Below are 11,947 nucleotides of genomic sequence, written 5' to 3' on the forward strand. Positions count from 1 at the left end.
ACCGGGGCGATGGCGGACGACGGGGGACACGTGCTCCCGTCCATAACGTCCCGCCGCACGTCGTGGGACACAGCAGCGAGAGGTAAGCAACGTGCCAGTCACCGAGCTTGACGTCCAGACCCCCGACGGCGTGCTGGACGCCTACCTGCACACCCCGGACGGCGCGGCGGCCAGCGCGTCCCCGCTGCCGGTGGTGGTCTTCTACCCGGACGCGGGTGGGGTCCGGGACACCATGCACCAGATGGCCCAGCGGCTGGCCGACGAGGGATACGCGGTGGCGGTGGTGAACTACTACTACCGGCAGGGCAAGGTCTCGTTCGATCTGAACAGCACGTTCGCCGACCCGGACGCGCGGACGCGGATCATGGCCGCGCTGGCGGGAGCCGATGGCGCGCTGGTCGCGCGGGACACCGCGCTGCTGCTCGACGCCCTGGCCGCGCGCGGTGATGTGCGGGCGGACCGAGTTGGCGCGGTGGGGTACTGCCGGGGCGGCAACCTGGCGTTCACCCTCGCCGGGGCGGTGCCGCAGCGGGTCGCGGTCGCCGCGTCGATCCACGGTGGGAGCATCGCCACCGACGCGCCGAACAGCCCTCATCTCAACGCCGACCAGATCCAGGGGGCGCTCTACTTCGCTGTCGCCACCGACGACCCGCACTGCACCCTCGAGCAGCAGGAGCTGCTGACCACGGCGCTGGACAAGGCCGGTGTCCGCTACGAGCTCGATCGTTACGACGCCGCCCACGGGTTCGCCGTCCCCGACCACACCGCCCCCTACGACCCGGCCGCCGCCGAGCTGCACTGGCAGAGGATCACCGCGCTGTTCGCCCGCGAACTCCCACGCTGAGCGGGCGTGTCGCGCTGAGCCGCGGTGACCGGCCTGGCCGCCTGGCTGTCAGGGACGGTAGATGATGTCCCACAGGCGGGCGGTCATGTCGGTGCTGGTGGTGGCGAGCAGCAGACCGAACGGCGCGAAGGCGCAGCTTATGACGGTGCTGGAGTGGCCGGCGAGGGTGGCGACCGCGGCGCCGGTGGCGACATCCCACAACAGGGCGGTGTCGTCGGTGCTGGCGGTGGCCAGCAGCTTGCCGTCGGGGGAGAAGGCGCAGCTCTGCGCCGAGCCGGGCAGGGTGGCGACGGTGGAGCCGTTGGACGTGTCGGTCAGCCGGGTGCCCTCGTTGCCGGCGGTCGCGAGCAGGGCGCCGTCGGGGGAGAAGGCGCAGCCACCGGTGAAGTTGGTGTGGCCGGGCAGGCTCATGATGATCTCGCCGACGGAGACGTCCCACAGCAGGGTGGATTCGGCGCCGGCGCTGACCAGCAGGCGCCCGTCGGGGGAGAACGCGCAGCCGTAGACGGTGCCGCGGTGACCGTCGAGGGTGGCGATGTTCTTGCCGGACACCGCCCCCCACAGCCGGACGGTGCGGTCGGTGCCGGTGGTCGCGACGAGGCTGCCGTCGGGGGAGAACGCGCAGCCGTAGACGGGGCCGCGGTGGCCGGTCAGTGTCACCGCCTGGCGGCCGGTGGCGACATCCCACACGCGGGCGGTCTTGTCACTGCCGGTGGTGGCGAGTAGTCGGCCGTCGGGGGAGAAGGCGCAGTCGTGGATGAGGATGCTCTTGCGACCGCTGAGCGTGAGGGCGGTGCGGCCGGTGGCGACATCCCACAGCCGGGTGCCGTCCTTGCTGGTGGTGGCGAGCCAGTGGCCGTCGGGGGAGAACGCGGCCGAGGTGACGTCGCGCTCGTGGCCCTTCAGCGTCGCACGGGCGGTGACCTCCACCTGATGGGACGGACGGGTGCTGCGTTCGAAACCGCGCAGATCCGCCCCGCCACCGGCGCCGGTGGCACCGAGCAGCGGGGCCGGGCCGGACGGGAGCGTGGTGGCCAGCCAGTCGGCGTCGCGCACCGGCGTGCCGGGTTCGGCATGGGTGTGCAGGAGGCTGCCGGGGGCGTCCATCGCCAGGTCGAACAGGGAACCGTCGGTCAGCCGGACCCGGGCGAGCACGGCGCCGGCGTCGTAGCGCTCGCCGGGTTCGACCAGCCAGCGCACCATCGTCGCCCGGGCACCGGGGATATCCCACCGGGCCGGGACGAGCACCGGGTTCGGCCGCGCCGCCGTGGTCCGCCGGGTCGACACCGACGACGCCCACGCCGCCGCGCCGAGCACCACGGCGAGTTCCGGATCGACCGGGGTGTAGATCTGGGTGGTCGGCCACGCGGTGCCGACCCCGAGCCGCCCGGTGAGAATGTCGGTGACCACCGGGATATGCGCGCTGCCGCCCACCGACAGCACCCCGCCGAGCTTCTCCGGCCCGTACCCGCCGGCCTCCAGCAGATGCTGGCAGCAGGCCATGGTGCGGGCGAGTGTCGGCGAGGCGAGCTGGGTGAACCGATCGCGGCGCATGCTGACCAGCAGGCCCGCCGGGCTGAACACATCCTCGACCGAGGCGATGTCGCTGAGCTGGTGCTTGACCGCGCGGGCGAAGTCGAGCAGCTCGTGGCGGGTGCGGCTGGCCGTCGTCTGGTACATCTCGCCGCTGCCCGGCGGGTTCAGCAGCGGCTCGAGCCCCGGGCCGTACAGGCCGAGGATCTCGTCGAACAGGATCTGGTCGAGATCACGCCCGCCGCAGTCGTGCAGCGCGGAATGACTGAGCATCTCGTGCCGACCGTCGGCACCGACCTCGATCAACGCGCCTTCGAACGTGCCACCGCCAAGGTCGTAGACGAGCATCAGCGTGCCCGGCTCGGGCTGGGTGCCATCCAGCGGCGACCAGGCCGCCGCCAACGGTTCGGCCAGCAGGTCGACGTCGACGAACCCCGCCGCCTCCGCTGCCGCGATCATGATCCGCCGCAGTGGCCCGGACGGATCGTAACTGGCCGGTACGGTGACGACCGCCCTGGTCAGCCGCTCTCCGCCGCCGCCCCCGGCACCCGCCCCGCCAGCACCGTTACTACCGCCACCGCTGCTACCACCGCCGTTGAGCTGGAGCTCCGCCTCGGCCTTCAGCGTGCTGATGACCGCTGTGACCAGGGCGCGCGGCGGATACCCGCGCCCATCCAGCCCGACCGCGACATCCCGCGCCAGATCGCGTTTGATCTCACCGCGGTAGGCGGCCGGCCAGATCCGTTTGCGTCGCTCGGCGAGGGTGCCGACGATCAGATTTCCCCCGTCGGCGAAGACCGACGCCGGCCAGTTCGCCGACCCGCTGGCCGGCTCACGCACCAACTCGATGCGCCCCTCGATGGCCAGCGCGGCCCTGGCACTGCAGGTGCCGTAGTCGATCGCGAGGATCGGCTCGCCCACGGCACCCCCTGTCCACGTTTTCCGGTGGGCAGATCGTAGCGGCGACCACCGACACGACGTCGGCACCCTCACCAAACTCGCCGACAACGGGACGCTTCGTTCGACACCGGTCGCCGCTGGTGAGCAACCGTCAACACCGGCCGCCCCTCGGGACCCTCGATCCCGGCCGGGCCGGGCCGGTCGTCCCGAACGTCCATCCAGGATCGCTGGCACCATCGCCGTCGAGTGCCGAGTGTGGGCGGGCCGCCGGTCTCCCCCGTAACTCTCCCCCGTGAGACCGGCGGCCCAAGGAACCACACAGGTGCGCCCCCGTACGACTCCGAGCCGCCCCACGTTTCCCCCGACGAGGCAGCCCGATCACCGCCGCACCGGTGTGATCCCTTGGTTTCATCCTGTCGCCCCGCACCGCCGGACGCTATCCCCCATTCATCGGGGGAAATCGCGGGCGCCGGGTGCGGCCTGACGGCCACGTGGCCGGGGACGGTCGAAGATCCACGCGAGCTGATGGGGATGGCGCCAGCGGGTGGGATGCCAGGGGGGCGGGCGCAGGGCGTCGGCCGTCCGGGCGAGGAGTTCGAGCTGGCCTGCGACCAGGTGGCCGAGTTCGGCCACGAGATCGGCGGGCAACGTGGCGTCCTCCCCGGGGGAGAGGCGTAGTCGCGCGACGGCCATGCCACGGTGGAAGACACGCGTGACGCCCGAGGCCAGGCCACCGGCGAGGAGGTCGGGCGAACGGTGGGACGGGTCCGCGGAGGCGGGCGCGACGTCCAGGGAACGGGGGAGGGCGGCGGCCAGCCTGGCGGCGAGTGTGACGGAGGCCAGCAGCCAACGTTCGTCGTCGACGCGGTAGAGGCGGGCATCTGGTGGCCCAAGCCAGATGGCGTGGCCGTAGCTCCGGGCGCCCGCGATGCCGCTACCGGGTTGAGCCCCCGGGGCCGGGCCGGCGGCTGTCAGGTCGGGGGCGCGGATGCGGGTCATGTTCGCGGGCAGCGCGGCGGTGCTCAGGAACGAGGCGAAGAAGGCGGCGAGCCGCCGGTCGGACCTGCTGCGACTGCCCTTTCCCCGCCCCCCGGTTCCCATTGTGACGAGGGTGTGGGCCGCGATGCCCGTCCGCAATCCCGCAGAAGTAAGGGGGCCGGACGGACGGGGGTGGGCCGCGGGTGGGTGCGAAAGGTCAGTGGAAGCCGAGTTCGCGGGCCCACTGGCCGGCGGCGTTGCTCGGCGCGATGGACGGCGGGGCCTCCGGATGACTGGCGAGGTATTTCGTCCGCACCGTGCGCAGGTAGTCGGCGACGACACTCTCGCGGATCTTCATCTCCCGGGCGGCCTCCCGGTAGGTCAGCCCGCGACAGCCGATGAGGATCATCACCTCGGCCTCGCGGGGGGACGGCCGGTGCAGTCGGCGGCGGCGGCGGGCGGCGTCGAAGATGCGGTCGAGATGACGGCGGGCGGCGGGCGGCGAGAGATCCCACTCGGCGCACAGCTCGTCCATCAGGTCCCCCTGGGCGAGACCACGCAGAAGATCGCGTTCGGTGCTGTCGATCTCGTCCCGGGACAGCGGTCGGCGTTGTGCGTCGTCCAGCAGGAAGCCGGCGAGTCGGGTGGAGATGTGGTGGCCGCCGGCCGCGATGGCGATGACCGCCGGCACGAACTGGTGGGACGGCGCGGCCTTGTCGACGAAGCCGTGGGCGCGCGCGGCGATCGCCTCGAGCACCTCGTCCGGGGTGGCGACGCCGGAGGTCGCCAACACCAGCAGGCCGCGTCGATGCAGCTCCGCGACCGCGGCCGCACCGGACAGGCCGGGCAGATGCAGGTCGCAGACGACGACGTCCGGGGTGGCGGCGACGTCGAGGTCCTCGAGACGCGGGGCGGGCGCGAGCACCGAGAAACCGGCGCCGGCGAACCGAGCGGCCAACGACTCGGTGGTGATCGGATGGTCCTCGACGATGGCCACGGACACCGGCCGGCCGGCCTCGCCACGGCCGCGACCATCCTGGCTGCTCAGGGTCAAGGGAGCTCCCCGTCCGATGCGGGCGGTGGGATCAGCACGTCAGGTGCGGTCAGTGTGCTCGGTGTGGTCGACGTGCTCGGTGTGGGGTGGTCGTCGGCGTGGGCCGGCCAGCGCATCGTGACCTTGACGCCGCGGCCGGGGCGGGCTGTCACGGTGACATGCCCACCGTGCCGTTCGAGCGCGCGGTAGCTGCCGGCGAGTCCCCCACCGGGGCGCACCGTCGCCTGGTCGAAGCCGACACCGCGGTCGCGGACGACGACGAGCATCGTCTCGGCATCGCCTTCGACGAACAGGCTGACCTCGTCCACCGGGCCGGCGTGCCGCAGCACGTTACGCAGGGCCTCGCGTGTCGCGGCCACCAGCGCCTCGCGGACGGGCTCGGGCGGCTCGCCGGTGACCCCGAGGAACGGGACGAGCGCCAGACCCTCGTCGGTGAAGGTGTCGACGACCGCCGACATCATCGCCTCAGTACTCGTCTCGCCATCGAGCACCGGCACCGAACCCGCCGGTGTGGCTGTTCCCACGGCCGCGCTCGGATGGGCCAGGGCCGGGGTGGGGGTGTGGCCGTCGTGCGGAACGCGGGGTTCGAGGCCACGCGGATCCATGATGAGGCGGCGGGCGCGTGCCGAACCGCGGCGCGCCTCGCGGACCAGCGCCGCCGACAGCGCACCGCCGCCGGCCACATGGTCGACGATCGGCAGCAGGTAGTCGTGGACCTCCCGGTGGGTGATCTCGCGCTGGAACGCGCTCTCGGCCTCCAGCTCCTGCTGGGCGGCCCGGGCCGAGGCGGCGGCCGCGTCGTCCTGGGCGTCCGCGGTGGCCGTCGACAGCCGGCGCAGTTCACCGGCGATGAGGATCGCGACGACGTACCACAGGGCGAAGCCGAGCAGGTCGGAGCCGAGTTTGAGGGTGACGTCCGGCAGGACGGCGATGCTCCAGGTCGCCATCAGCGCCACCACCAGGAGCACCCCGGCGGACCCGAGCCCGACCGCGATACCCACCCCCGCGGACGACACCAGGCTGAACGGGACCAGCTCCGTCATGATCCTGTTGCGCTCGTGCGGCCAGGCCGCCCGCGAGCCGACGGCCATCAGCGCCACGCAGAACGCGACGTCCGCCAGCACCAGCCGCTGCGACAACCGCCCCACCCGGTGCCAGGCCCGCCAGGCGAACCAGGCCGCCTCCGCGAGCGCCGCCACCGCGATCACCACGGCGATCGAGGCATGGCGCAGATCCGACCAGCCGAAAAGCGGTATGAGCACGAACGACGCGCAGGCCGCCCGCGCGTATCCCACCATCCGCGCCAGGCGCTGCTCGGTGCGTACCACGACCATTCGGGACGGTCCCGCCGACACGACCAACCCGGTCATAGCTCGCAACGGTAGTGAGCCACCCCGATCTCTGCCACCCCCCGCAACCGATTCATTCCATTTCCCGCTCCTCGCGGCCAGGCCCAGCACCCTCGAGGGACGGGTCCGGCCACGATCCTGGCCGACCCCCGCACCACCGAACCGCACACGTTGGATGTGGCCTTCGAGGACATGGCGGTGTGCCGCCGTCGACCGGTGGGCACGGCCACATCATGACCACCATCGCAGACACCACCGACGTCCTTCCGCCGCCCGGCCCCGGCCCCGGCACACCCGATCCGGTGCCGCCGGTTCCCGTGCCCGATCCGGTCCCGCCCGGCCCCGGAACCGATCCCGTTCCCCCCGGTCCGGGACCCGACCCGGTTCCCCCCGCCCCTGACCCCGACCCCGTCCCGCCTGGTCCCGGCCCCGATCCGATCCCGCCCGGCCCTGGCCCCGTCCCGGTTCCCGTCCTCGCCCTGTAGGGCGGGCAACCGCGACCGGGCATCTCCCTCGATCCATGCCGGACGGCTTGGCGCTCGCGGATGGCCTGGCCTGGGCCGGGTGGGTCGGCCGGGTGAGGCCATAGGTGTGGTCTTTGGGTGGGCGCCGGTTCTGGTGAGCTACATCAAACCGACGGCGGGTACACCGAAGAAATGACGCATCGACCCGAAGGCATCCCGGCTCCCGCACTCGCCGACGGCGACCTGACACGCGAGCTGCAGCATCTGCACCGAACCCGCCATGACGCATTCCTCACCGGCAGCGAGGACGCGTTCGAGACCCACACCGCGCGCATGCTCGAGCTTGAGCAGGAGTACCTGCGCCGGTTCCCCGACGCGGCCAGCCCCGACCCGCTACGCACCCGCGCCGGCCGACGACGAGCGGCCGGAGTCTGACCCACGGCCGGCCGGCGAGAGACCGCCGGGTGACGCCCGGCCAGGTCATGACGCGTGGCCGGGCGGGGCTGGTCAGCGGGCGGTGGTGAGGGTGTCGGCGTAGATGCCGAACAGGGCGGTGGCGTCGGGTGCGACATAGGCCCGTCCGCCGGTCGCGGCGGCCAGACGTTGCAGAGCGGTGGCGTTGGCCGCCGGATCGCAGCCGATGATGACCAGGCGGACGGGGTGTGCCGCGTCGTAGCCGGCGTGCAGCTGCTCGACGGTCTGATCGAGGGTCGGCTCGCCCGAGGCCAGGGTGTCGGAAGCGTCCCGGCCCCCACCGCCGGAGCCGACCGGGCCGCCGGTGGGGTCGTCGAGGATGCCGTCGGTGATCACGATGACCTCGTTGAGTCGGCCCGGGGTGAAGTGCCGCTGGCGGTCGTGGACGGCGGCGAGGACCGTCGAGTAAAGGGTGGTGGCGCCACCGGTGCGTAGTGACCGGGCGAGGGAGGTCAGCTCGTCGAGGTGCGTACCCGCTCCGGTCGAGGCGGGGGCGGCAAGACTCGCCATCGGCGAGAGGACCCGATGGCCCTCGGGCAGGGCACCGGCGGACTGCCAGATCTCGAGGTCGCTGGTCGGGCCGATCACCTGGAGGCCGGCCACGGCGGTGTCGGACGCGGCCTGAAGGCGGGTCCGGCGGGGCTGGTCGGTGAGCGGCAGACGCATCGAGGCGGAGGTGTCGAGGACGGCGATCGTGGCGCCGCGCTGCCGGGCGTGCCGGAAGAACCGGCGGGCGGTGCCCAGCACGCTGTCGGAGGCGTCGACGCCGGCGACCTTGGGCGCGGTGGTGCGGATCCCATCGGTGATCGTGAGCTTGTCGGCGAGGCCGGCCGGGTCGTCGCGGCCGGCGAGTTCGGCGGGGGTGCGCAGGCCGGCGTCCGAGAGGGCCTGGCGTCCGGTGTCGGTGCCGAGGTAGTCGAGGAAGGACGCGGCGACCGTGCGTTTGGCATCCGTCTCGGACGTGTGGGTCAGCACGATGTACGGGACGCTCGCGGTGAACGTCCCGTCGGAGGGGTACTGGGCGACGAGGGTGCTGCCGCGGCTCGCCCGGTTCGTGGAAGCGGTCAGGCTCCGGTTGTAGGCGATCACGTCCGATTCGAGTGCGGGGAAGGCGGACGGGGGCCGTCCACCGCCGGGAACGGAGGTGGTGCGCTCGGCGTCGAACAGCAGGCTGTCGTACGTCGGCAGCCAGGTCGCCAGGCGTTCGAGGCGGACGGTCGTGGCCTGCGCGGTCCGGTCCTGGTCGAAGGTGCCGGTGGACATGTCCGCCGGGGCGATGCCGCGGGCCGCGCTGACGATACCGATCACCGCCCGCAGTCCCGCCGCGGACGAGTCCGGGTTCGCCATGTCGAAGCGGAAGTCGCCCCAGGCCGGCTGGCCCCGCGTCGCCCAGAACCCCGGGACGCCCGCGTCGGCGGCGAGTTCCGCCCAGGTCAGGTGGTGTTCCGGCCAGCCCAGATGCTGCGCCATCTCGCGGGGCATCGCGATCACCACCGGGGACGCGGCGATCGTCGTCGCCCGCAGCGGGAGTTTCGGCGCGGCCGAGGCCGACTCCTGCCCGAGCGCCAGCCAGTCACTGGACTCGGGAATCCACACGTCCGGGATGCTCGCCGCGGACGGACTGGCGCGGGCCACCGCGTCCAGGGTCCGGTCGGAGGGCGCCGCCTGCACGCGGATGGTCGGGCAGGGACCGTTCTGATCACCGTGGGCCCGCTCGTAGGCGGCGGCCAGAGCGCGCACCGGCACGGCCAGCGAGGGTGCGGTGGTGATCGTCAGGTCGGTGCGTGGAGTGCCGTCCGCGCAGGTAGAAGGATCACTACCGCCGAGGATGGACGCCACGGCGAAGGTGGCACCAGTGATCAGCAGCGCCGTCGGCACCAGGATCAGCAGACCGTTGACCGCCGCACGCCGCCGTCGTGACGGCGGCCCCTGCCGCCGCACCGCATCCTGATCGCCAAGCGGAGCGGGCTCACCGAACGCGGTCCGAACACCGAAGATGCCTCTGGGTTCCGGCGTGGGCTGCGCGCCGAACAGTGGCCCGGGTTCCGATGCGGCCTGTACGCTGAACGGCGCCTTGGGTTCCGGCGTCGGCTGTACGCCGATGGTGGTCTGAAAATCGGTGGCGGTCTGAAAATCGATGGCGGTCTGAGGATGCTGTCGCGTGGCCGGATCGCCGGGTGCGGCAGAGCGGCCTCGCGACCTGTGCCGGGCGCCGGACACACGAAATCCTTCCTCCGGGCTACGCCACCGCCCCGTCGCGACGGTGTGTGTCAGGACGGGACGGTGCACCCACCGTGAGATCTCGCCGCCACCTCGTCGGCTGACGACTCTTCCACGGTGCCAGCGCCGGATCGCGGGACAGCGAATATGCGCATGCCGGGGTCAGCCGTTGTTCTTCCGTTTCAGCTGTCGTCGCGGCGGTGTTCTCGCTGACCAGCGGTGTTCTCGCCGACCAACGGACTGCCGCCCGGCCACCGGTGCGCTAGGGCTCCACGGCCACCAGATCCGCGTACGAGGGGTGACGGTCGATGTACCGGCGGATGTAAGGGCACTGCGGCACCACGCTCAGCCCCTGGGCGCGCACATCATCGAGGGAACCGGCGGCCAGGGCGGAGCCCACCCCCTTGCCCTCGAACTCCGCCGCGACCTCGGTGTGCACGAGGGTGATCCGGTCCCCGCGGCGCTGGTACTGCACGAATCCGGCGACCTGACCGTCGGACGTCCGCGCCTCGTACCGGTGCCGTTCGGGATTGTCGATGACGGACAGCTCCATGCCACCATCTTCACCCCAGCCACCCTCGGCTGGTGCCGCGAGGGTCGGTCAGGCCTTGGTGGCGTCGGCCGGCTTGCGCTCGGGGCGCCAGGCGGTCGCCAGCAGCAGGGCGGCACCGCCGACGCCGAGGATGAGGGTGATCGCGGCGCCGACCCAGCCGTCGAGCTCGATGTCGATGGCGTGGTCGAGCGAGGCCTTGCCTGGGCCGAGGATGCCGATCGCAGCGCAGACGACCGCGATGAACAGGACGTACTCGTAGCCCTGCCCGGGACGGAAGATGAAGAAGCCGTTGGTGCGGTGCGCGGTGATCCCGGCGACGACCATGGTGCCGATGATGGCGCCCGCGGCGAACGGGGTGAGGAAGCCGACGATCAGTCCGGCGCCGGCGGCGAGCTCGACCAGCCCGGACATCCACGCGTGCACGATCCCGGGACGAAGGCCCATGCTCTGGAACCAGCCCGCGGTGCCCTTGATCCCACCGCCGCCGAAGATGTGGTTGTAGCCGTGCGCGATCAGGGTGAGGCCCACGATGATCCGGAGTACCAGGGCCGCGGTGTCAGGCGATGTCACGTGTCCTCCTCGAACCGGGCCCCAGCGGATCGTGGCGGCGGCCGGCGTGCCGATGTCGCAGCGCCGACAGTAGCGGGTTCACAGAGAAGACACGCTAATTGCAATGATTGTGATCTATGGTCGTCCGTTCGCTGACGGTGAAATCAGCGTCGATCTCGTTCGTCCGACGGGGACGCCGCCGCGCCGCGCTGACTCGGCCGTGCCATCGTCGCGGTGTGGGCCGGACCGTCCTGGTGTCCGGGCCGCACCAGACATCGCTGATGGGTGGTACCGGTGCCAGCGCGGGCGTGCGTCAGCGCGGGCCGTCCTGATCGACGATTCGCGTCAGCATGGACAACAGGGCACCCTGCTCCTCCTCGGACAGGGGTGCGAGAAGCTTGTCGTTCATCTGGTCGATGCGATCGGCCACCTGCCCGTGGGTCGACTCCCCACGCTTGGTCAGCCGAAGGACGTTGCGCCGACCGTCTCGTGGGTCGCGAACCCGGCGGATGAGACCTCGCTGGACAAGCCGTGCCACCACATCGGCGACCGTGGAGCGGTCGAGCGACGCCCGTTCCCCGAGCGTGCGCTGATCGATGTCGGGATCGGCGAGCAGGCTGTTGAGCACCACGAACTGCGGCGGCGTCGTCTCGGTGGAGACGGTCGTCGTCCACAGCTGGTAGGTCACCTGCTGCAGCCGTCGGGCCAACTGGCCCGGATGGCAGGACATGTCCACCACGCCGCTGGTGCTGGGTGGCTCGGCCGGCTGCGAGGGCACGGTGGCCGGCTCGGTGGCGCGTTGCCCGGGTAGGCGCTCGCCGGAATGTTCCAGCGCGCTGGTGTCATCGGCGACACCCCTGGGCAACTGGTCGGATCGTGTGCGCGCGTTCAGGGTTCGCTTCCAATCCGGTGTCGAAGTGGGCGGCCGACGAGTTCGCCGCAAAGGTCATCATCGCTCATGTCGACGCTCGTTGTCGCCATGCTGTCAGAATCAGTGGCGCATCGGCGCCGACGTCGTATGCGTCGTGG

At 72.0% G+C, this 11,947-nt stretch carries 11 protein-coding genes; 3 read left to right on the forward strand and 8 right to left on the reverse strand.

Annotated features, from left to right (window positions below):
- Positions 1 to 91 precede the first annotated feature (91 nt).
- Complete coding sequence (locus tag MXD59_RS07495; RefSeq protein WP_248824035.1) at positions 92 to 844, forward strand: dienelactone hydrolase family protein; 753 nt, start codon at positions 92 to 94, stop codon at positions 842 to 844.
- Between the two features lie 48 nt (positions 845 to 892).
- On the opposite strand, the gene MXD59_RS07500 is transcribed toward MXD59_RS07495, so the two are convergent.
- From MXD59_RS07500 to MXD59_RS07515, 4 genes are all read right to left on the reverse strand, one after another.
- Positions 893 to 3,298, reverse strand: coding sequence for an Hsp70 family protein (locus tag MXD59_RS07500; RefSeq protein ID WP_248824036.1), 2,406 nt, complete (start codon positions 3,296 to 3,298; stop codon positions 893 to 895).
- A 426-nt stretch (positions 3,299 to 3,724) separates the two neighbouring features.
- Positions 3,725 to 4,378, reverse strand: a complete 654-nt coding sequence (locus MXD59_RS07505) for a hypothetical protein (protein ID WP_248824037.1) — start codon at positions 4,376 to 4,378, stop codon at positions 3,725 to 3,727.
- Between the two features lie 94 nt (positions 4,379 to 4,472).
- Positions 4,473 to 5,309, reverse strand: coding sequence for a response regulator (locus MXD59_RS07510; RefSeq protein WP_248824038.1), 837 nt, complete (start codon positions 5,307 to 5,309; stop codon positions 4,473 to 4,475).
- Entirely contained in the window at positions 5,306 to 6,679 is a 1,374-nt protein-coding gene (locus tag MXD59_RS07515; protein WP_248824039.1) for a sensor histidine kinase, read from the reverse strand. Before MXD59_RS07515 ends, MXD59_RS07510 begins: the two co-directional genes overlap by 4 nt.
- 212 nt (positions 6,680 to 6,891) lie before the next feature.
- Between MXD59_RS07515 and MXD59_RS07520 the strand changes: the two genes are divergently transcribed.
- A complete protein-coding gene (locus MXD59_RS07520) occupies positions 6,892 to 7,143 on the forward strand; it encodes a hypothetical protein (RefSeq protein ID WP_248815652.1) in 252 nt (83 codons plus the stop codon).
- 171 nt (positions 7,144 to 7,314) lie between these two features.
- Entirely contained in the window at positions 7,315 to 7,557 is a 243-nt protein-coding gene (locus MXD59_RS07525; RefSeq protein WP_163550678.1) for a DUF6158 family protein, read from the forward strand.
- Between the two features lie 72 nt (positions 7,558 to 7,629).
- On the opposite strand, the gene MXD59_RS07530 is transcribed toward MXD59_RS07525, so the two are convergent.
- From MXD59_RS07530 to MXD59_RS07545, 4 genes are all read right to left on the reverse strand, one after another.
- On the reverse strand, positions 7,630 to 9,537 hold the full coding sequence (locus MXD59_RS07530; RefSeq protein WP_248824040.1) for a substrate-binding and VWA domain-containing protein: 1,908 nt from the start codon (positions 9,535 to 9,537) through the stop codon (positions 7,630 to 7,632).
- 541 nt (positions 9,538 to 10,078) lie between these two features.
- A complete protein-coding gene (locus MXD59_RS07535; RefSeq protein ID WP_248824041.1) occupies positions 10,079 to 10,369 on the reverse strand; it encodes a GNAT family N-acetyltransferase in 291 nt (96 codons plus the stop codon).
- 48 nt (positions 10,370 to 10,417) lie between these two features.
- Positions 10,418 to 10,939 carry a DoxX family protein gene (locus tag MXD59_RS07540; protein WP_163550507.1) on the reverse strand — a complete coding sequence of 174 codons (522 nt, stop codon included), beginning with the start codon at positions 10,937 to 10,939 and terminating at the stop codon, positions 10,418 to 10,420.
- 292 nt (positions 10,940 to 11,231) lie between these two features.
- Positions 11,232 to 11,783 carry a MarR family winged helix-turn-helix transcriptional regulator gene (locus MXD59_RS07545; RefSeq protein WP_372511961.1) on the reverse strand — a complete coding sequence of 184 codons (552 nt, stop codon included), beginning with the start codon at positions 11,781 to 11,783 and terminating at the stop codon, positions 11,232 to 11,234.
- Between the last annotated feature and the right edge of the window lie 164 nt (positions 11,784 to 11,947).

Origin of the sequence: Frankia umida (genome assembly GCF_023242945.1) — a bacterium.
In the GTDB taxonomy this organism is placed as follows: domain Bacteria; phylum Actinomycetota; class Actinomycetes; order Frankiales; family Frankiaceae; genus Frankia; species Frankia umida.